Here is a 19601-nt window from a genome sequence, read left to right as displayed (position 1 = left end):
CCGCCGACGCGGTACCCGGCGCCGACCCCGCCCGTGCCCCCCGCCTATGCTGCGGCGAATGTCTTCCGACCACGTTCCGCCGCACCGTCAGCAGCCCACCCTCCTGGAGGCGGTGGCCGCGTTGGAGGCGGTGGCCGTCGCCGGGGAGGACGAGCGCTTCGGCCCCGCGCTGGGCCTGGTGGGCGGGCTGTTCGGGTCGGCCGCTCCGGCCGAGGTGGCGGCGGCCGGCCCCCGGCTGGCCGCGCTGCTGCCGGACGCCCCGCCGTTCCCCCGGGCGCACCTGGCGATGGTCGTGGGCGCCTGCGTGGAGAACGGCGCCGACCCGGCCGCCTGCGCGGGCCCGGTGCTGGCAGGCCTGCGCGGGGCACTGACCGGCGCGCAGCACCTGGTGCAGCGGTGGGCGGAGACCGGCGGCGGCCCGCTGCCCGACCCGGAGGGGGATGATCCGGTCGAGGCGCACGACCGGATCGCGGATCCGGCGCGCCTGGACGCCTGGCACGCGCACCTGGCCGTGGTCGCCTGGTGGACGCTGCACCTGTGGCAGCGGGCCGCCTGGGCGGTGTACGCGCACGCGCCGGTGCGCGGCGAGTCGCGCACCTCGGGCGTGACGGACGTGCTGCTGGAGCTGTTCGGCCGGTACGAGGGCGGGCAGCACGACTTCAAGGGCCTGGCGTCGCTGGCGCTGATGCTCGACGACGAGCCGCTGCTGGTGCTGGACCGCCCCACCGGCACCGGTTACCTGCTGCGCATGGACGGGCTGGGCGACACCTTCCAACTGCACACCCTGCTCGCCGACGTGCTGATCGGCGGCGGCCACCTGCCGGGCACCCGGCCGGACCCGGAGGTGGTGGCGCTGGCCCGCACCGCCGTCCTGGACGGCCGCCTGGTGATCGCGACCGGCGCGTTCAACCTGGTCGCCCCGGACGGGTCGTGGCTGTGGAACGAGGGGACGCCCGGCGACATCCCGGTGGTGGACGGCGTCCGCACCCTGGTGCTGGACCCGCTGCCGTACGAGCGCAGTTGGTCGGCCGGGCGGTTCATCCAGGAGATCCCGGGCGACCTGCGGCTGGAGCGGGTGCTGACCCCGGCGGAGGCCGCGCAGCGGCTGGCCCGTACGGCGCCGGCGCAGAGCGCGGAGCAGGCGTTCCGGTAGCGGCCTGCCTGCCGGCGGTAGCGGCCCGGTCGGCCGCGCCGGACGGCCGGGTTAGGGTCGGAGACCGGAACAGGAAATCGAGAGACAACCTCTACGAGTGGAGTCGACGATGGCGAAGGTCCCGAACGTGCTCTCGGCCGCCGCGCCCGCCGCGCTGACCGCGGCGAGCGGTCTGGTCGGCGGTTACGGCGTCGCGCGCTGGAGCGGCCGGCGCGAACTGGGCGGCGCGGTGCTGGCGGTGGCCGGTGCCGGGGCGGCCGCGCAGTGGCACCGCAGCTCGGGCGCGGCCACCGCGGCGGCGCTGACCGGCCTGTACGTGGCGGCGTTCGGCGGCTCGCACCCGCTGGCGAAGAGGATCGGCGCCTGGCCGTCGGTCTTCGCCGTCACCGGTGTGGTCGCGGCGGCCTCGACGGCTGCGACGGCGCTGGCCGCCCGCAAGCGGTAACCGGCGCAGGCCCTCCGACGGACCGCTCGCCGGCCTCACCCACCGCGGCCTCACCCACCGGCCCGAGCCGACCTCACCGGCCTCACCCACCGGCCCGAGCAGGCCTCGCCGGCCTCACCCACCGGCCCGAGCCGATCTCACCGCACCGCCGCGCCGAACCGCGCCTCGAACGCGGCCCGGTTCGCCGAGACCGGTGAGCGGTCCCACACCGCGAACACCACCCGCTCGAAGGCCGCCCCGTACCGGGCCAGCGCGCCCTCGAAGGCCTCGGCGACCTGGCCGGGGTCGTTGCGGAACACCCCGCAGCCCCAGGCCCCGAGCACCAGCGCGCGCACCTCGTGCCGGGCCGCCGCCGCGAGCACCCGGACGGCCCGCTCGGCGAGCACGCCCCGGACGTCCACGTCGGCCGAACGCCGTTCCAGCTGACCGGCGTTGGGCGCGGGCGAGGTCAGGAAGGTGACCGGGTACGGCCGCGCCAGCAGGTCACCGCCCCGGCCGCGGACCACCGGCACGTCGGGCGAGACGATCACCCGGTGGCTGTACCGGAGGTCGGTGGAGGCGCGATGCGCCTCGTAGTAGTCCGGCGCCTCCAGCAGGCAGGTGTACAGCAGCGCGCTGCGGCACAGGTCCTCCTCCTGGGCGCGGGCCCCGCGCAGGTAGCCGCCGCCGGGGTTGCGCGCGGAGGCGAAGTTGAGCACCCCGACCGGGCCGGCCCCGTCCTCGACCAGGCGCCGGGCGGCCTCGATGCTCCCCTCGGCCGTCACCTCCACCGGCCCGCGCGGCCCGGGCCCCGGGTCCCCGGCCCGCAGCAGCGCGTCCAGCGCCTTCGGCGCGTACGACACCGTACCGGCCCTGGCGGCCGCCAACTGCTCCCCCACCGGCACGAGTTCGCCGCCGGCTGCCCGGTAGCTCCCCCGCTCGGCGATCTCCTCGTTCACCCGCGCCACGTCATGCAGTCTGCTGCTCATGTCCGGGACGCTACGGGACTTCCGTAGTGGCGCGCCACAGGTTATTCTCAACCACAGAACAACACCTCGGGGGAATCGGGGGAACGCGAAGGGCCCGCTCCAGTCCATGGAGCGGGCCCTTCGTGTGTGCTCGGCTACGTCGTCCGTGCTCGGCTACCGGTGGTCACCCACCGGCCGTACGGCGTCAGTTCTTCCAGCGCGGCTTGCGGTCGTCGCGGTTGAAGCCGCCACGGTCACGGTCGAAACCGCCCGAACGGGCGCCACGGTCGCCACCGCGGTCATCGCGGTTGAAGCCACCACCGGAGGCCTGCGGACGGCCACCGGAGCGGTGGTCGTCACGACGCGCGAACGGACGGCTGCTGCTGCCGCCGCCGCGCTCGTCGCGGTCCCGGCCGAAGGACGGGCGGTCACCGAAGGAACGGGCCGGACGGTCACCGAAGGAACGGCCGCCACGGTCGTCACGGTCCCGGTTGAAGCCACCGCGGTCACGGTCGAAGCCACCGGAACGGGCCGGACGGTCACCGAAGGAACGGCCGCCACGGTCGTCACGGTCCCGGTTGAAGCCGCCACGGTCACGGTCGAAACCGCCCGAACGGGCGCCACGGTCGCCACCGCGGTCATCGCGGTTGAAGCCACCACCGGAACGACGGTCGTCACGGTCCCGGTCGAAACCACCACCGGAACGACGGTCGTCACGGTCACGGTCGAAACCACCGGAGCGACGGTCGTCACGGTCACGGTTGAAGCCACCACCGGAACGGCGGTCGTCACGGTCACGGTCGAAACCGCCCGAACGACGGTCGTCACGGTCACGGTTGAAGCCACCACCGGAGCGACGGTCGTCACGGTCCCGGTCGCGGTCCCGGCCGAACGCCGGGCGCTCGGTGCGCGCCTCGCGGTACGACGGCGTGCGCTCCTCGGCCTGCGGCGCGGCGGCCGGAGCCGTCGCCTCGGCGGCCGGAGCCTGCGCAGCGTCCTCGTCGCCCGCCTCGGCGGCCGGGGCCTCGTCCTCGATGCCCAGCTCGGCCCGCTCGCGCGCGGCCCGGGCGGCGAGGCGGTCGGCCTCGTCGCGCAGCTCGGTGGCGCGGCGCTGCGCGCGCTCCAGCTGGCGGGTCATGTCGGCGAGCTCGCGCTCGGCGGCACCGGCGATGTTGGCGGCGCTCTCGGCCTGCACCTCGGTGAGCGAACGGGCGCCGGTGATCTTGGCGACCTCGGCGTCGAAGGCGTGGTCGAGGATGTGGCGCGAGGCGTCGACGCCCGCGTCCTCCATCAGGCGGAAGACGCCACGGCGCTGGTGCGGCAGCACCAGGGTGACGACGGCGCCGGAGCGGCCGGCCCGCGCGGTGCGGCCGGAGCGGTGCAGGTAGTCCTTGTGGTCGCCGGCCGGGTCCACGTTGAGGACCAGGTCGATGCCGTCGACGTGGATGCCGCGGGCGGCGACGTCGGTGGCGACGACGACGTTGACGTAGCCGTCCTTGAAGTCGCCGAGGACGCGGGTACGGGCGCCCTGGGTCATGCCGCCGTGCAGCGCGTCGGCCTTCACGCCGGCCTCGATGAGCTGCTCGGCGACGCGGTCGGCGCCCATCTGGGTGCGGACGAAGATGATCGTGCGGCCCTTGCGGGCGGCGATCGCGTTGGTGATCGGCGCCTTGTCCTTGGGCTTCACCACGAGGATGTGGTGGGTCATGGTGGTGACCGCGCCGGCCGACGGGTCGACCTCGTGGGTGACCGGGTTCTTCAGGTAGCGCTTGACCAGGGTGTCGATCTCGTTCTCCAGGGTGGCGGAGAACAGCAGGCGCTGGCCGCCGGCCGGCACCTGGTCGAGGATCTCGGTGACCTCGGGCAGGAAGCCCATGTCGGCCATCTGGTCGGCCTCGTCGAGCACGACGGTCTTGACGTCGGCGAGCTTGGCGCTGCCGCGGTTCAGCAGGTCGCGCAGACGGCCGGGGGTGGCGACCAGGATGTCGACGCCGCGCTCCAGCGCGTAGATCTGGTTCGACATCGAGGTGCCGCCGCAGACGACCTTCAGCTTGAGGCCGAGCACCGAGCCGAACGGCTCCAGGGCGTCGGCCACCTGCATGGCCAGCTCGCGGGTCGGGACGAGGATCAGGCCGCGCGGGTGCTTGGGCTTGGTGCGCTCGCCGTCGGCGAGGCGCGTCAGCAGCGGCAGGCCGAAGCTGAGGGTCTTGCCGGAGCCGGTACGGCCACGGCCCAGGACGTCCTTGCCGGCCAGCGCGTCCGGGATGGTCGCGGCCTGGATCGGGAACGGGGTGGTGACGCCACGCTTGGCGAGCGCGCGCACGACGTCGTCGTGCAGGCCCAGGTCACCGAAGGTGATGGTGGGCTCGGCGTCCTCGGCCTCGGCCTCGGCCTCGTCGAGCTCGGCGTCGGTGTCGACGTCCTCGACCTCGACGGTCTCGGTGACGGCGTCGGTCGGCTCGACCTCGACGGCGTCGGGGGTGGATTCGGTGGTGACATCGGCGGCGGACTCGCTCGCGGGCATGGCGAAGCGGGCGTCGTCAACGAGAGACATGCAAAACCTTCCGGAAGTGGCACGCGCCAAAGTCCGGGGTTCTGTTTCACAACCGCCTCTATGCGGTCAGCCACGGATCGCCGGAACGCGCCAAGGGCGCCAGATGGGAATAGGGCGCCAGTCAAATGAATCAAACGAACGATCTACCACCATAGAGGACCCTCGGGATCAGAGGCAAATGCCCTGGCCAGCCCCCTAATGCCCACCCGCCCGCGGGCTCGGGGCCGAGGAACCGGAACTACCGGCCGAGGGCTCCGGGGTCGGCGGGACGGTCGCGGCGGGTGAGGTGCGCCCGGGCTCGGGGGAGGTCGACGGGTGGCTGCTCGGCGAGGCCGACGGCGTGCCCGCAGCTCCGCCGGCGGAGCGGCCGTCACCGGTGCCGCCCGCGCCCCCGGCGCCTCCGGTGCCCGCCTGACCGCCGGTACCGGCCGACGCACCGGAGCCCTGCCGGGGCGCGGGGCTGGCGCTCACGCCGCCTGCCGAGTCGTTCACGCCGGTGGCACCCGGCGCGGCGTCGACGGCGGGCGCCCCCGGCACCGGGACCACGCCGGCGGCCGCGCCGTTCACGCCGGGCACCACCTCGCCCGCCACCGTGGCCGTCGCCCCACTCGGCGCGTTCTCGCCCTGCACGCCCCCCGGACGCTCCGGGCGCCCGGACGCACCACCCGAGTGCCCGCCGGTCGGCGAGGCCGACGGACCGGCCGTCGCCCCCGGCCTGCCCGCCGGACCGACCTGTCCGACCGGCGCCACGCCGTGCTGCTCCTCCGCCCCACCCGGGCCGACCGACATGCACCCCGTCAGCCCCAGCCCGGCCACCGCCAGCACCGCCGCCGCCCGAAGTCCCGCCGCCCGAAGTCCCGCCGCCCGCGGCCCCGCCGGACGAACCGTACGAAGTCCCGCCACCCGCACCGAAGCCGTACGCACCGAAGCCACCGAGCTTCCTCTCCACCGCCCCACCCGGGCCGCCCACTGCTCGCGCGGCCGCTTTTCGGTGCCCAACGCGCGCCCGCCCCGACGGGACACGGGCAGCGCGCCAGGAAGCGCCCGGGCCCCCGGCCGGACCGGGCGGACCGGGCGGACCGGGCGCCCCGGCTCAGCCCCAGAGCGCCGAGGCCAGCCCCGCCCCCGCGTACACCGCGGCCAGCCCCGCCACCACGCTGCCCACCACGTTCGCCAGCGCGTACCGCCCGGCCCCGGTCTCGACCAGCCGCAGCGTCTCGTACGAGAAGGTCGAGTACGTGGTCAGCGCCCCGCACAGCCCCGTCCCCAGCAGCACCTGGACCTGCGCAGACGCGGCACCCGCCACCACCGCCCCGGTCACCAGGCCGAGCACCAGGCTGCCGACCACGTTCACCGTGAACGTCCCCCAGGGGAACACCGAGTCGCGCCGGGCCTGCACCGCCCGGTCGGTCAGGTACCGCAGCGGCGCCCCGACCACCGCGCCCGCCACCACCAACAGCCAGTTCACCCCGAAGCCCCTTCCCGCCCCACGTACCTGACCACCTCGCAGCGGTCCAGCAGCACCAGCCCCTCCGCCACCAGCCCGTCCAACTGCGGCAGGAACGCCCGCACCCGCTCCTCCTCGTCCACGATCACCACCGCCACCGGCAGGTCCTCGCTCAGCGACAGCAGCCGTGCCGTGTGCACCAGCGACGACGCCCCGAACCCCTCGATCCCCCGGAACACGCTCGCCCCGGCCAGCCCCGCCGCCCGCGCCCGGTGCACGATCTCGCTGTACAGCGGCTTGTGGTGCCAACGGTCGTTCTCCCCCACCAGCACGGTCAGCCGCAGCGCCGGCCCGCTCAGCCGGCTCACCGCGCACCCCCGGCGCCGCGGCCGATCAGACGCCGCGCCAGGACGGCCGCCGCCCACACCGCGCCGAGCGCGCCCAGCAGCGTCAGGCCCAGGTACGCCAGCCCGATCCCGGGCCGCCCCGCCTCCACCAGCCGCCGGATGTCCACCGCGTACGTCGAGAAGGTGGTGAAGCCGCCCAGCACCCCGGTGCCGAAGAACGGCCGCAGCAGCGGATGCGCCGGACGCCCCTCGGTGATCACCACCAGGAAGACCCCGATCACCGCACAGCCGACCACGTTGATCAGCAGCGTCGTCCACGGGAACACCGTCGGCCCGTCCGCCCGGGCCAGCCCGGCCCCGTACCTCGCCACCGCCCCGATCGCCCCGCCGACCGCGACCACCGCCACGGTCGGCCCCTGCCCCCGCCACACCGGCGGCCGCCTGCGGGCCACCGCTTCGCCGTCCACCGGCCGGGTTCGCGCCGGCCCGTCCACCGTGCCGTCCGAGGTCGCCATAGCCCCATCAAACACCGGCTCCCGCCACCTGGCACACCGTCACTCCAGACCCGACAATGATCCGGTGGAGATGACCCGGGAAGAGTTCGAGACGCTGGTCAGTGACGCCCTCGACCAGATTCCCCCGCAGCTCGCGGCCATGATGGACAACGTCGCCGTCTTCGTCGAGGACGAGCCCGACCCCGCCGACCCGGAACTCCTCGGCCTCTACGAGGGCACCCCGCTCACCGAACGCGGCGAGTGGTACGCGGGCGTCCTGCCCGACCGGATCCTCATCTACCGCGGCCCCACCCTCCGGCACTGCGAGACCCACGACCAGGTCGTCGAGGAGGTCCGCACCACGGTCATCCACGAGGTCGCCCACCACTTCGGCTTCGACGACCACGAACTCGACGAACTCGGCTGGTCCTGACCCCCTGCCCGGGCCGCCCCCACCCACCCGGCCGAAACCCGTTTTGGCGATCCGCCCGGCATCCCATATGCTTCTCGACGTCCCCGAACGCTGGAAACAGCGGGACAGGCCGCAAGCCCTCATCGTCTAGTGGCCCAGGACGCCGCCCTTTCAAGGCGGTAGCACGGGTTCGAATCCCGTTGGGGGCACGCAGTACCGTAGTAAAAGCAGTGCCGCAAGACCTTAGTGGGCAACCACTACAAGGTCCCGTGGAGCAGTTGGTTAGCTCGCCACCCTGTCAAGGTGGAGGTCGCGGGTTCAAGTCCCGTCGGGATCGCTCGTCTCGCAAGAGACGGTGCAGTACGGCCAGGTAGCTCAGTTGGTACGAGCGTCCGCCTGAAAAGCGGAAGGTCGCCGGTTCGACCCCGGCCCTGGCCACATAGCCTGACCAGGCACGATGCCCTCGAAGCAGCTCGCTTCGGGGGCGTTTTCGTGCCGTTTGACGCCAACGGCACAGCGGACGGTCAGGCCCTCCGCGTCTTTGCCGCACCTCCACCGCACCTGCCGTCACCCCGCGCCGGCGTGACGGTGGGGCACGAAGCGCATCGTCGTCCTTCCGTCCAGGGGGGCCAGCCGGATGTCGAGGTCTGCCTCCAACGCCTCGGCGAGCCGCGCCAGGAGGGGAAGGGTCGGGGTCGTGTCCCCCAGTTCCACGCGGGAGATGCCAGGCTGCGTCATACCGGCCCGCCGGGCGAGTTCGGCCTGGGAGATCCCCAGTTGCCTTCGCCTGTCCCGCAGAGCGGCCGACAACTGCTGCCCGTAGTCCACGGCTTCCTCCTGGCTATGCGGCGCGAGCGGCGAAGCTGACTGCCGTGCCCGAGGTCGCCAGATGGACGTCCACGGACACCTCCAGAGCCGCGGCAATCCGGAGAAGCAGGTCGGACGTGACCGGAAGGACTCCACCGACCTCGATGTGTTCCACCTCGTCAGCGGTGCTACCGAGGCGAACCGCCAGATCGTCCTCGCTCAGTCCCAACTGGGTACGCCGGTCGTAGACGAGCTGGCCGAGCGCCATGGCCAGACGAATCTGCTCCCGCTCGGCGATGATCGCAGGGGGCTCGAACTCCCTGTGAAGCGCGCGCTTGTCCCGAGCCAGCTGCCAGCGTGCGTGATTCACCGTTCCTCCTCCGCCGTGTTGCGACTGTAGATCTCATGAGCTTCAGGATGCCCCGTCTCGCACACCAGCTTGGCAGCCTTGGCTCGTTTGACCTCCGCTTCCTCACGCATTCGGGTCTTGCGAAAGACGGTAAGCAGAACGATGCGGCGTCCAGGCGCCAGCCAGTAGCTGATCCGCACCGCGTTCCCGCTCAGGCCGAGGCGCAGTTCACGCACCCCATCACCCAGGTTCCGCGAGTGCGGTTCGTCGAGCGTGGTTGGGTACTCGGCAAGGAGATCAGCCTTCTCCTCGACCTGCCGATAGTGCTGCGGGGTGAGACTCGCAAGCCAGAGACGCACCTCCGGTTCCAGCTCGATGGAGTAGCGCTCGCCCATACCAGCCACTGTATATCACGCAGATGGTATGGGTCGTCGGTTCGTTTCAAGCGGCCCGCGCGTGCGCTGCGTCCAGCAGTTCAGCTGCGGATCGCTGCCCCGGCACGGTCGCGGCAACCGGTTCGCCGCGCAGGCGGCGCAGCAGTTCGGCGCCCAGCTGTGCCTCACTGCCCAGGGCCAGGCGCAGCAGGAGGTCGTTCTTCTCCTTGTCGGGGAGTGCGGCGATCAGCGGTTCCAGCGCCTTCTTCCCGGGCCGCTTCCGAGGGGCGGGGGCGGGCGGGCTGGCCTGGGCGGCGACCGCCAGCAGGTCGTCATCGACACGCAGGAAGTCCGCGAGCGCTCGCTGCGGTGCGGTGAGCCGGTCGAGCCCGGCCGGGACCGGAGGCTCGACCGCTTCCTGGTAAGCCTCCTCCTCGTCGTCCTGGAGCCCCCAAACGCCGATGGCGGACAGCCATGCGAGGTAGAGGGCACGGTGATCCCCGGAGGCCAACTCGGCCCGAACCCCGGCGATGGCACCGAGCGAGTCCTCGGCGCCCTCCTCCCAGTCCCCACCCTCGTCCTCACTGCGCAGGTCCAGGACGAGGTGGGTCTTGGTCGTCCATGCCTCGACGCACTCGTCGAAGCAGTACGGCTCCAGCGCCCGCAGCGCGAGCTGCCCCTTCGGCAGGCGCAGGATCACCTGATGGGTGCCCCAGTTGGTCAGGTAGAGGTGAGCGTCGTAGTACCGCTCCACCATCCGCCTCGGATCACCGCGGAAGTTGCCCCAGTGGTACTCGTTGGTGAAGCTGGTCGCCGTGATCCGGGCCCGGGTCGACAGCGATCGCAGCTGCTCCCGCTCATCGCCGGTCAGCGGCCGGTCGATCGCCAGGAACTCGTAGTACTGGTACTCGCTCATCGCTGCGACCCTAGCGGGACCCCCGACCCCCGATGATGGAATCGGTCAAACCCAAAGCGGACAGGAAGCGATGATGGATCCCGAGCAGCCACGCACCATCGAGCAGATCCGAGGTCTCCTCAGCTGGATCGGCGCGGGACGCAAGCTCACCCAGACGGGGAAGGTGACCCTCGCGGATGGGCGGGCCCTGGTCACTCTCCTGGAGACCGGCGACACCATCGACCCGGCCATCGGTGACAGGACCTTCAAGACCAAGTCCAGCCAGGAGCTGTACCACCTGAACCTGCTGGTGGAGTGGGCCAAGGCGGCCCGGCTGCTTCGGGTCGCCGGCGGGCGCCTGGTGCCCGTCAAGAAGAACGCGCGCGTGGTGGAGAACCCCGAGCGCCTCCTCGACGCGCTGTTCGAGGCCCTGTCCCGCATCGGCGAGGCGGTTCTCCCCTCCGGGTGGCTCGACTCGATGCTCGCGGAGGAGTACCCGGCCGGGCTGCGGGCGGTACTGACGAGCCTCTACGCCACCGACCTTCCGGTGCCGGAGCAGAAACTGCGGGCTGCGGTGTGGGACACACTGTCCGGGTTCTTCGTCCTCGATGACCTTCCGGAGAACCGCCTCGGCCTCCTGCGCCAGGGCAACGACCGTGACGTGGCACGCCTGCTCACCGTGCTCACGGGCCTCGGCGCAGTCGAACTGGCCGGTAACACCGTCGCATTCACCGCGGCCGGCCGTGAAGCCCTGGCCCGGCTTCGCGGGGAGCCGCGCCCTGGTGACCCGGTCTACGAACTCCGCATCCAGCTCTCCGACGTGGACCAGCCTTCGGTCTGGCGTCTCGTCCAGGTACCGGCAGGCATCCGCCTCGACAGGCTGCACCAGGTCATCCAGGCCGCCATGGGCTGGCAGAACTGTCACCTGCACGCGTTCAGCGCGAACGGCGTCCAGTACGGACGCCGCTCCGCCGAACTGGACTTCGTGGACGAGACCACCGCTGTCCTGGACAGCCTGGTCAAGGAAGATGGAGGCCTCGATTACGACTACGATTTCGGCGACTCGTGGGAGCACCGGATCACCGTCGAACGCCGGATGACAGCCGGGGCCGGCCACCACTATCCCGCCTGCGTGGACGGCGCCGGAGCCTGCCCACCTGAGGACTGCGGCGGCCCGGGCGGGTACGAGGACCTCAAGCGGACCCTCCAGGACTACGCCGACCCGGAGCACGAGGACCTGCTTCGCTGGCTCGGTCTCAAGACGGCAGCCGACTTCGACCCGGCCCACTTCGACCTGCGCGAGATCAACCGGCAACTGCGCACCCTCGACTGACGAGCACAGGCCGATCCCGAGACTCCGGTCGACGCCAACGTTGACGCCAACCGCCGTGCACGATGACGTCCGAAGCCGCACTTCTGCGGACGGCGGAAGCGCTCAAATCAGGGCATTCCGGCGCCCCGGCTTGGCCTGAAAAGCGGAAGGTCGCCGGTTCGACCCCGGCCCTGGCCACAGCAGAGGAAAGGCCCCGGAGAGTTCGCTCTTCGGGGCCTTTCGCGTGCCACGCGCCGCCCGGCGGGGTACGCCCGCTGTACCTGCTGGTCGAGGCCGGGCAGAAGACCGTCACCCTGTTCAGCCGACCCGACGGCACGAAGTACCACCGCCGCGAGGACATCGAGTTCGGTGAGACTCCGCACATCCCCGGTCCCTTCGACTTCGACCTGACCACGAGCGACCTGCTGCCGTACCGAACTACACCGGCTCGCGCACCGCCCGACGCCGATCGGCCCCGACGCCGCCGGGTGCTCCGTGACCGGGCGTTCCGTGGCCGGTGAGGCGGATGGTGAGCCAGTCGGCGGTGGCGGGGAGCCAGTCGGGGAGGGCCGTGCCCAGCAGGTGGTTGCCGTGCGGGACGAGCAGGAGTTCGGTGTCGGGGGCCTGCTCGACCAGGGCGGTGGCGGCGGTGACGCCGGGGATGCGGTCCTCGCCGCCCTCGACCACGAGGAGCGGGGTGGTGATCGCGGGGGCGAGGGCGGTCAGGTCCACCCGGCGGACGAAGGCGCGGGCGGCGTCGAGGCCGCCACAGCGCTGGGCGAGGGTCGCGGTGACGAACGGGACGAGGGCGTCCCAGTCCAGCCGGTACGGGCCGCTGACCAAGGCGGCGGCTCGGATGCGGGGCTCGTGGGCGGCGGCCGTGGCGGCGTAGTAGCCGCCCAGGCTGAGGCCGATCACCGCCGTCCGGGCCAGGTCCAGGCGACTCCCGGCGCCCAAGGCGTCGAGGGCGTCGAGGGCGTCGAGGGCGCGGCCGACGACACGGTGGTAGTCCGGTTCCGGCGCGCTGGTGGTGGCCAGCACGCCCTGCCCGGGGCCGTCGATCGCGAGGACGGCGAGGCCGCGGGCCAGCAGTGCCTCCGCGACCGCGTGGAACTCCTCCTTGCCGGAGTCCATCCCCGGCACGACCACCACCACCGGGAAACGGCCCCCGGCGGCCGTCGCCGGGCGGCGCAGCCAGCCCGCGAAGCCCTCGCCCTCGACGCGTTCCGCGTCCGGGTCGAGGAGGGCCAGCGCACGTCGCATCGCCCCGTCGGCCTCGGCGGCGGTGCGGGCGGCGGCGGCCCGGTCGGGGTGCGGGAGCAGCCCGGCGGCGTGGAACCAGCGGGCGGCCGCCCGGTGGCTGCTGCCGGCCGTGACGGTACGGCCCTCGGCCGCGGCGCGGTCGGCGGCCTCGGTGTAGCGGTGGCCGGCGGCGCGGCAGGCGGCCGGCCAGTCGCGCAGGGAGGTCAGCGGGGCGGTCACCCGGGTGTACTCGTACGGGTCGAGGCCGGCGCCGTGGGCACGCGGGCGGTTCTCCTCGACGAAGGCGGCCAGGAGGCCGGGGGCGTCGAGGAAGCTCAGGTCGGGGGTGTCGGACATCGGGGGGTTCCCTTCTTCGGTCCTCAGGGCCGGTCCGGCCCTCGTCGGTCAGGCGACGGTCAGCACGGCCTTGCCGCGGATCCGGCGCTCGCGCAGGTCGGTGAGGACGGCGGCGGTCTCGCTCCAGGGCGCGACCCGGCCGAGTTCCGGGGTGAGCCTGCCCTCCCCCGCCAGGCGCACCAGGGTGGCCAGGTCCTCGCCGTCCGGCACGTCGGAGTCGGCGTAGTGGAAGTGCCGCAGGGTGGCGGACTCCGGGCCGGCGAAGAAGTCGAAGAAGTCGAGGGTGACGGGCGTCCGGGAGGCCTGGCCGAACCAGATCAGGGTGCCGCGCCGGGCCAGCCGGGCGAGCGCCAGCGGCAGGGCGGCGCCGCCGGTGGACTCCAGCACCAGGTCGTACGGGCCGCGCGCCGCGCCGACCTCGTGGACCACCTCGGCCGCGCCCAGCTCGGCCAGCCGGCGGCCGCGCTCCGGCGAGGCGGTGACCGCGGTCAGCTCGGCGCCGGCGGCGGCGGCCAGTTCGGTGACGTAGTGCCCGACGCCGCCGGAGGCCCCGGTCAGCAGCACCCGGCGCCCGGCCAGCGCGCCCGCGGTACGGAGCAGGCGCAGCGCGGTGAGGCCCGCGAGCGGGAGGGCGGCGGCGCGGACGGCGTCCAGGGTGTCGGGCAGTTCGGCGAGCGAGGAGGTCGGCACGGCCACGTACTCGGCCCAGCCGCCGGCCGGCGGGTGGCCGACCACCCGCCGGCAGACGGCCGGCCCCGAGCCGTCGGCGGCGGCCTGGACGACCAGCCCGGCGACGTCCTTGCCCGGCCGCCAGCCGGGGCGGGGTGCCTCCAGCTGGAAGGTCTCGCCCCGGTTCACCGAGAACGCCTCGACCTTCACCAGGGCCTCCCCCGGCCCCGGCCGCGGCTGCCCGACCTCGGCGAACCCGACCGGCGCAGCCGCCGACCCCGTCCCCACCAGCGCCCTCATCCCGCTCAGCCTCCCTCGACACCGCCCCGGCCCCTCCGGCCCCGGCACACCCCCACCCCACCGCGCGGCCCCGCCCCCGGTCCAACAACCCCGCCGCGGCAACGACAACCATCGGTTGTGGAGCCGAGACCCGCCGCCGCCGGCGACGGTCCCGAGACAGGCCCTAGGGTGGGCGGCCATGGATCTTGATCTCGCGCAGGTGCGGGCGTTCGTGGTGGCCGTGGAGGAGTTGCACTTCGGCCGGGCGGCGGGGCGGTTGGGGATCACCCAGCAGGCGGTGTCGAAGCGGGTGTCCCGGTTGGAGGGGTCGCTCGGGGTACGGCTGCTGGAGCGGGACGCGCGGGGGGTGGGGCTGACCGGGGCGGGGCGGCGGTTCCTGGGGCCGGCTCGGCGGGTGCTGGAGCAGGGGGACCGGGCGGTGGCGGCGGTGGGGTGTGCCGAGCGGCCGCTGCGGATCGACGTCTGGGGGCATCTGTACGCGCCGATGCGGACGGTCGCGCAGGCGGTCGGCGGGGTGCCGGGCCTGGAGGTGGAGCCGGTGCCGGGCCGGGACCTGCCGTCGGTCGCGGCGGCGCTGCTGCGCGGGGAGTCGGATGCCGGGTTCGGCCGGGTGCACGCGCTGCCGGACGGCGGTGACGCCGGGTTGAGGCACCGGCTGGTGCGGCTGGAGCCGGTGGACGCACTGCTGAGCACCGACCACCCGCTGGCCGACCGGGACGTGCTGAGTCCGGCGGAGCTGCGGGGCAGCGTGCTGCGCTACCCGGCGGCCGTGGACCGGCTGGACTTCCTGACCCGCTTCGCGGCCCGGTTCGAGGTCACCGAGCGGGTCGGTTCGACCAACCTGGGCTTGGAGCACTTCGTCGAGCAGGTCCGCACCGATCCGTCCTGCTTCTCGCTCGTACCCGCCGACTGCCCGCTGCCGGAGGTCCATTCCGGCCCGGGCCGCCCGGGGGTGCGGACGGTGCCGCTGGCCGACCCGACGCCGCTCTACGCGTGGTCCCTGCTCTGGTGCGAGGACGGGGGCGCCGCCGATCCCCACCCCCGGCTGGAGCCGCTGCTGCGGGCGTTCGCCGCGGAGGCCCGCGGCAGCCGGTGGCTGGAGTACGACCCGGCCCGCGACTGGCTGCCGGACGCCGACCAGGCCGCGCTCAACCCGTGAGCCGTCCGCTCAGCGCGTGAGGCCGTGGCCGAGCCGGGGTGTCCCGCCGCATCGGCGCGCCGCCGGCCAGGTCGTGGCCGCCGGGCGCCTCGACGTGCTCGTCGCCGTCCCGGGCGACGACGGCCGCCAGGCCGGACACCTCGCCCCGTGCGACGTGACCGGACAGCACCGTGTGCATCCGGACCGGCCGCTCCTTCGACAACCCCGCCGCGCCGCTCATCCGTCACCGCCCTAGAACCCGAGCATCGATCCCGACCCGCCGTTCGCGCTCGGCCGTCGGCGACTGTGACACTGGAGGAGCTCGAAAACCGAGGTGCGCACCGCCGCACCTCCTTGCGAACCTAGAGGGATGCCCGCAGTGAGTTCTCCCGCAGTCCAGTCCGCCCCCGCACCCGCCGAGGGTCCCGGCATCGGTGAGCTGGCCGCCCGCCTGCCCGAGCTGACCCTGCGCGACCAGGTGCGGATCGGGCGCCGGCTGGAGGGGGCCCGTCGGGTCCGCAAGCCCGAGGCCCGGCAGAAGGTCGCCGCCGAGATCGCGGCCGACATCGACCGCGCCGAGCTGCTGGTCGAGCAGCGCCGCGGCGCCGTCCCGACCATCACCTATCCCGCCGAGCTGCCGGTCAGTCAGAAGAAGGACGAGATCCTGGCGGCCATCCGGGACCACCAGGTGGTGATCGTCGCGGGCGAGACCGGCTCCGGCAAGACCACCCAGATCCCGAAGATCTGTCTGGAGCTGGGCCGCGGCGTGCGCGGCCTGGTCGGCCACACCCAGCCGCGCCGGATCGCCGCCCGCACGGTCGCCGAGCGGGTCGCGGAGGAGCTGAACAGCCCGCTGGGCGAGGCCGTCGGCTGGAAGGTCCGGTTCACCGACCAGGTCGGCCAGGACACCCTGGTCAAGCTGATGACGGACGGCATCCTGCTCGCGGAGATCCAGACCGACCGCGAGCTGCGCCAGTACGACACCCTGATCATCGACGAGGCGCACGAGCGCAGTCTGAACATCGACTTCATCCTCGGCTACGTCAAACAGCTGCTGCCCCGCCGCCCCGACCTCAAGGTCGTGATCACCTCCGCGACCATCGACCCGGAGCGCTTCTCCCGGCACTTCGGCGACGCCCCGATCATCGAGGTCTCCGGCCGCACCTACCCGGTGGAGGTCCGGTACCGCCCGGTACTGGACGAGGACGACGCCGACGAGGCGACGGACGTCGACCGCGACCGGGACCAGATCCAGGCGATCTGCGACGCGGCCAAGGAGCTGCAGGCCGAGGGCCCGGGCGACATCCTGGTCTTCCTCTCCGGCGAGCGCGAGATCCGCGACACCGCCGACGCCCTGGACCGGCTGAAGCTGAAGTCCACCGAGGTCCTGCCGCTGTACGCCCGGCTGAGCTCGGCCGAGCAGCACCGGGTGTTCCAGCGCTCCGGCAGCCGCCGGATCGTCCTCGCCACCAACGTCGCCGAGACCAGCCTCACCGTCCCCGGCATCAAGTACGTGATCGACCCGGGCACCGCCCGGATCTCCCGCTACAGCCACCGCACCAAGGTGCAGCGGCTGCCGATCGAGGCGATCAGCCAGGCCAGCGCCAACCAGCGCAAGGGCCGCTGCGGCCGCACCTCGGACGGCATCTGCATCCGGCTGTACTCGGAGGAGGACTTCCTCTCCCGCCCCGAGTTCACCGACGCCGAGATCCTGCGCACCAACCTGGCCTCGGTGATCCTGCAGATGACGGCGGCCGGCCTCGGCGACATCGCCGCCTTCCCGTTCCTGGACCCGCCGGACTCGCGCAACATCAAGGACGGCGTGCACCTGCTGCACGAACTGGGTGCGCTGAACCCGGACGAGAAGGACCCGCGCAAGCGCCTCACCCCGCTCGGCCGCCAACTGGCCCAGCTCCCGGTGGACCCGCGGATGGCACGGATGGTGCTGGAGGCCGACCGGAACGGCTGCGTGCGCGACGTGATGGTGATCGCCGCCGCGCTCTCCATCCAGGACCCGCGCGAGCGCCCCGCCGAGAAGCGCCAGGCCGCCGACGAGCGGCACCGCCGGTTCACCTCGGAGAGCTCCGACTTCCTCGCCTACCTGGCGATGTGGCGCTACGTCCGGGAGCAGCAGAAGGAGCTCTCCTCCTCGGCCTTCCGCCGGATGTGCAAGGCGGAGTTCCTGAACTACCTGCGGATACGGGAGTGGCAGGACGTCTACACCCAGCTGCGCACGGTCGCCAAGCAGTTGGGCGTCACCATCGAGGAGCCGCGCGAGGACGCCGAGCCGGACGCCGACCGGATCCACCAGTCGCTGCTGGCCGGCCTGCTCTCCCACATCGGCCTGTTCGACGTGGAGAAGCGCGAGTACGGCGGCGCGCGCGGGGCCCGGTTCGCGGTCTTCCCGGGCTCCGGCCTGTTCAAGAAGCCGCCGCGCTGGGTGATGTCGGCCGAGCTGGTCGAGACGTCCCGGCTGTGGGCGCGGATCAACGCGAAGATCGAGCCGGAGTGGGTGGAGCCGCTGGCCGGCCACCTGATCAAGCGCGGCTACAGCGAGCCGCACTGGGAGAAGAAGGCCGGCGCCGTCCTGGCGTACGAGCGGGTGACCCTCTACGGGATGCCGATCGTCGCCCAGCGCAAGGTCAACTACGGCCGGATCGACCCGGAGCTCTGCCGCGAGCTGTTCATCCGCAACGCGCTGGTCGAGGGCGACTGGGAGACCCACCACCGGTTCTTCGCCGAGAACCGCAAGCTGCTCGGCGAGGTCGAGGAGCTGGAGAACCGGGCCCGCCGCCGGGACATCCTGGTCGACGACCAGACCCTGTTCGACTTCTACGACAGCCGGCTGCCGGAGGAGATCGTTTCCACCCGGCACTTCGACTCCTGGTGGAAGCAGGCCCGGCACGAGCAGCCGGACCTGCTCAACTTCGAGAAGTCGATGCTGATCAACGACTCGGCGGACGGCGTCACCGAGGCGGACTACCCGGACCACTGGCAGCAGGGCAAGCTCCGCTTCCGGCTGACCTACCAGTTCGAACCGGGCAGCGACGCGGACGGCGTCACCGTCCACATCCCGTTGCCGGTGCTCAACCAGGTCACCGCGGAGGGCTTCGACTGGCAGATCCCGGGCCTGCGCGAGGAGCTGGTCACCGCCTACATCAAGTCGCTGCCCAAGGCGATCCGGCGCAACTTCGTTCCGGCCCCGGACTTCGCCAAGGCCGCGCTGCGCCAGGTGAAGGACCGCCAGGAACCGCTGCTGCCGACCCTGGAACACACCCTCAAGCGGCTGACGGCGATCACCGTCCCGCCGGAGGCCTGGGACGACGAGCGGGTGCCGGACCACCTCAAGGTGACCTTCCGGGTGGTGGACGGCAAGAAGAAGCTCGCCGAGTCCAAGGACCTGGAGGAGCTGCGGCTGCGGCTCAAGCCGAAGCTCAAGGAGACGCTGTCCTCGGCGGCCTCCGGCCAGGGCATCGAGCAGGGCGGGCTGACCGCCTGGCCGAGCGGCCTGCCCGTCCTCCAGCGCACCTTCGAGCAGCGCTCCCGCGGCCACTCGCTGCGCGCCTACCCGGCCCTGGTGGACGAGCGGGAGGCCGTCGGCGTCAAGCTGTTCGACACCCCGCAGGCGCAGACGCAGGCGATGTGGGAGGGCACCCGGCGGCTGCTGATGCTGGCCACCACCTCCCCGGCCAAGTCGATCCAGGGCCGACTGGGCAACCAGGCGAAACTGGCGCTGTCGTACAACCCGCACGGCTCGATCAACGCCCTGTTCGAGGACGTGGTGGCCTGCGCGACGGACCGGCTGATGACCCTGGCCGGCGGCCCGGCCTGGGACGAGGCGGCCTTCGGCAAGCTCCACGACAAGGTGCGGGCGGACCTGTACGACCTGTCCGCGGACACCACGCTGAAGACGGCCACCGCGCTGATCGCCTTCCACAAGGCCTCGACCCGGCTGAAGTCGGTGAGCAGCCCGGTGCTGCTGAACGCGGTGAACGACATCCGGCTGCACCTGGCCTCGCTGGTGCACCCGGGCTTCGTCACGGACACCGGCTGGCAGCGGCTGCCGGACCTCAAGCGCTACCTGCTGGCGGTGGACCGCCGGCTGGAGGCGTTGCCCAACCACCCGCAGCGGGACGCCCAGCAGCTGCTGAAGGTCCAACAGGTGCAGCAGGAGTACGGGGAGCTGCTGGCGGCGGTGCCGGCCGGGCGGCAGCCGTCCGCGGAGGTACGGGCGATCCGCTGGATGATCGAGGAGCTGCGGGTCAGTTTCTTCGCCCAGTCGCTGGGCACGCCGAGCCCGGTCTCGGAGAAGCGGATCACCAAGGCGATGGAAGCGGCCAGGGCCACGCTCTGAGCTGG

General features: G+C 73.0%; 18 protein-coding genes and 3 tRNA genes. 9 read left to right on the top strand and 12 right to left on the bottom strand.

Annotation, left to right across the window (positions count from 1 at the left end; translation table 11 throughout):
* Window positions 1–58: 58 nt before the first annotated feature.
* Together ACIOJE_RS23055 and ACIOJE_RS23050 are read left to right on the top strand one after the other, a co-directional pair.
* Window positions 59–1153 (top strand): hypothetical protein, encoded by a 1095-nt coding sequence (locus tag ACIOJE_RS23055; protein WP_400778375.1) that lies wholly within the window; start codon window positions 59–61, stop codon window positions 1151–1153.
* 109 nt (window positions 1154–1262) lie between these two features.
* Entirely contained in the window at window positions 1263–1598 is a 336-nt protein-coding gene (locus tag ACIOJE_RS23050; protein ID WP_280674056.1) for a hypothetical protein, read from the top strand.
* Window positions 1599–1735: 137 nt separating this feature from the next.
* Here ACIOJE_RS23050 and ACIOJE_RS23045 read toward each other — a convergent pair whose 3' ends face one another.
* The 5 genes from ACIOJE_RS23045 to crcB (ACIOJE_RS23025) form a co-directional block, all read right to left on the bottom strand.
* Window positions 1736–2566, bottom strand: coding sequence for a TIGR02452 family protein (locus ACIOJE_RS23045; protein ID WP_280674055.1), 831 nt, complete (start codon window positions 2564–2566; stop codon window positions 1736–1738).
* A 184-nt stretch (window positions 2567–2750) separates the two neighbouring features.
* On the bottom strand, window positions 2751–5099 hold the full coding sequence (locus ACIOJE_RS23040) for a DEAD/DEAH box helicase (protein WP_400778370.1): 2349 nt from the start codon (window positions 5097–5099) through the stop codon (window positions 2751–2753).
* Window positions 5100–6192: 1093 nt separating this feature from the next.
* A complete protein-coding gene (gene crcB / locus ACIOJE_RS23035) occupies window positions 6193–6567 on the bottom strand; it encodes a fluoride efflux transporter CrcB (RefSeq protein ID WP_400778368.1) in 375 nt (124 codons plus the stop codon).
* Complete coding sequence (locus tag ACIOJE_RS23030; protein ID WP_280674051.1) at window positions 6564–6914, bottom strand: DUF190 domain-containing protein; 351 nt, start codon at window positions 6912–6914, stop codon at window positions 6564–6566. Before ACIOJE_RS23030 ends, crcB (ACIOJE_RS23035) begins: the two co-directional genes overlap by 4 nt.
* Window positions 6911–7408 (bottom strand): fluoride efflux transporter CrcB, encoded by a 498-nt coding sequence (gene crcB / locus ACIOJE_RS23025; protein WP_400778366.1) that lies wholly within the window; start codon window positions 7406–7408, stop codon window positions 6911–6913. Before crcB (ACIOJE_RS23025) ends, ACIOJE_RS23030 begins: the two co-directional genes overlap by 4 nt.
* Window positions 7409–7478: 70 nt before the next feature.
* Between crcB (ACIOJE_RS23025) and ACIOJE_RS23020 the strand changes: the two genes are divergently transcribed.
* From ACIOJE_RS23020 to ACIOJE_RS23005, 4 genes are all read left to right on the top strand, one after another.
* A complete protein-coding gene (locus ACIOJE_RS23020; protein ID WP_280674049.1) occupies window positions 7479–7820 on the top strand; it encodes a metallopeptidase family protein in 342 nt (113 codons plus the stop codon).
* A 115-nt stretch (window positions 7821–7935) separates the two neighbouring features.
* Window positions 7936–8008 (top strand) — tRNA-Glu (locus ACIOJE_RS23015).
* A 54-nt stretch (window positions 8009–8062) separates the two neighbouring features.
* Window positions 8063–8136, top strand: a tRNA-Asp gene (locus ACIOJE_RS23010).
* Between the two features lie 27 nt (window positions 8137–8163).
* Window positions 8164–8237, top strand: a tRNA-Phe gene (locus ACIOJE_RS23005).
* A gap of 129 nt (window positions 8238–8366) precedes the next feature.
* Here ACIOJE_RS23005 and ACIOJE_RS23000 read toward each other — a convergent pair.
* Genes ACIOJE_RS23000 through ACIOJE_RS22985 form a run of 4 tightly spaced genes read right to left on the bottom strand, consistent with a single transcriptional unit; the run spans window position 8367 to window position 10245 of the window.
* Window positions 8367–8627 carry a helix-turn-helix domain-containing protein gene (locus ACIOJE_RS23000; protein WP_400778363.1) on the bottom strand — a complete coding sequence of 87 codons (261 nt, stop codon included), beginning with the start codon at window positions 8625–8627 and terminating at the stop codon, window positions 8367–8369.
* Between the two features lie 13 nt (window positions 8628–8640).
* Window positions 8641–8976: a helix-turn-helix transcriptional regulator gene (locus tag ACIOJE_RS22995; protein WP_329566339.1), complete on the bottom strand. Its 336-nt coding sequence runs from the start codon at window positions 8974–8976 to the stop codon at window positions 8641–8643.
* Complete coding sequence (locus ACIOJE_RS22990) at window positions 8973–9350, bottom strand: type II toxin-antitoxin system RelE/ParE family toxin (RefSeq protein ID WP_400778360.1); 378 nt, start codon at window positions 9348–9350, stop codon at window positions 8973–8975. The genes ACIOJE_RS22995 and ACIOJE_RS22990 overlap by 4 nt, the downstream gene beginning before the upstream one ends.
* 46 nt (window positions 9351–9396) lie before the next feature.
* Window positions 9397–10245, bottom strand: coding sequence for a hypothetical protein (locus ACIOJE_RS22985; RefSeq protein ID WP_400778357.1), 849 nt, complete (start codon window positions 10243–10245; stop codon window positions 9397–9399).
* Window positions 10246–10315: 70 nt separating this feature from the next.
* On the opposite strand from ACIOJE_RS22985, the gene ACIOJE_RS22980 reads away from it, so the two are divergent.
* Window positions 10316–11557 carry a plasmid pRiA4b ORF-3 family protein gene (locus ACIOJE_RS22980; protein WP_400778354.1) on the top strand — a complete coding sequence of 414 codons (1242 nt, stop codon included), beginning with the start codon at window positions 10316–10318 and terminating at the stop codon, window positions 11555–11557.
* Window positions 11558–11974: 417 nt separating this feature from the next.
* Here ACIOJE_RS22980 and ACIOJE_RS22975 read toward each other — a convergent pair whose 3' ends face one another.
* Together ACIOJE_RS22975 and ACIOJE_RS22970 are read right to left on the bottom strand one after the other, a co-directional pair.
* Window positions 11975–13135: an alpha/beta hydrolase family protein gene (locus tag ACIOJE_RS22975; RefSeq protein WP_400778352.1), complete on the bottom strand. Its 1161-nt coding sequence runs from the start codon at window positions 13133–13135 to the stop codon at window positions 11975–11977.
* A 48-nt stretch (window positions 13136–13183) separates the two neighbouring features.
* Window positions 13184–14104 (bottom strand): zinc-binding dehydrogenase, encoded by a 921-nt coding sequence (locus tag ACIOJE_RS22970; RefSeq protein ID WP_280674047.1) that lies wholly within the window; start codon window positions 14102–14104, stop codon window positions 13184–13186.
* A gap of 178 nt (window positions 14105–14282) precedes the next feature.
* Here ACIOJE_RS22970 and ACIOJE_RS22965 point away from each other — a divergent pair, with 178 nt between their 5' ends.
* Window positions 14283–15263, top strand: a complete 981-nt coding sequence (locus ACIOJE_RS22965; protein WP_280674046.1) for a LysR family transcriptional regulator — start codon at window positions 14283–14285, stop codon at window positions 15261–15263.
* Here ACIOJE_RS22965 and ACIOJE_RS22960 read toward each other — a convergent pair.
* Window positions 15253–15441: a hypothetical protein gene (locus ACIOJE_RS22960; protein WP_280674045.1), complete on the bottom strand. Its 189-nt coding sequence runs from the start codon at window positions 15439–15441 to the stop codon at window positions 15253–15255. The two genes, ACIOJE_RS22965 and ACIOJE_RS22960, sit on opposite strands and share 11 nt — an antisense overlap.
* Before the next feature lie 171 nt (window positions 15442–15612).
* Here ACIOJE_RS22960 and hrpA point away from each other — a divergent pair, with 171 nt between their 5' ends.
* Complete coding sequence (gene hrpA / locus ACIOJE_RS22955; protein ID WP_400778348.1) at window positions 15613–19596, top strand: ATP-dependent RNA helicase HrpA; 3984 nt, start codon at window positions 15613–15615, stop codon at window positions 19594–19596.
* Window positions 19597–19601 lie beyond the last annotated feature (5 nt).

It is taken from the genome of Kitasatospora sp. NPDC087861 (assembly GCF_044742585.1).
Taxonomy (GTDB): Bacteria; Actinomycetota; Actinomycetes; order Streptomycetales; family Streptomycetaceae; genus Kitasatospora.
Note: the sequence above shows the minus strand (reverse complement) of the source record. Positions and strands in the feature narration are given on the sequence as shown.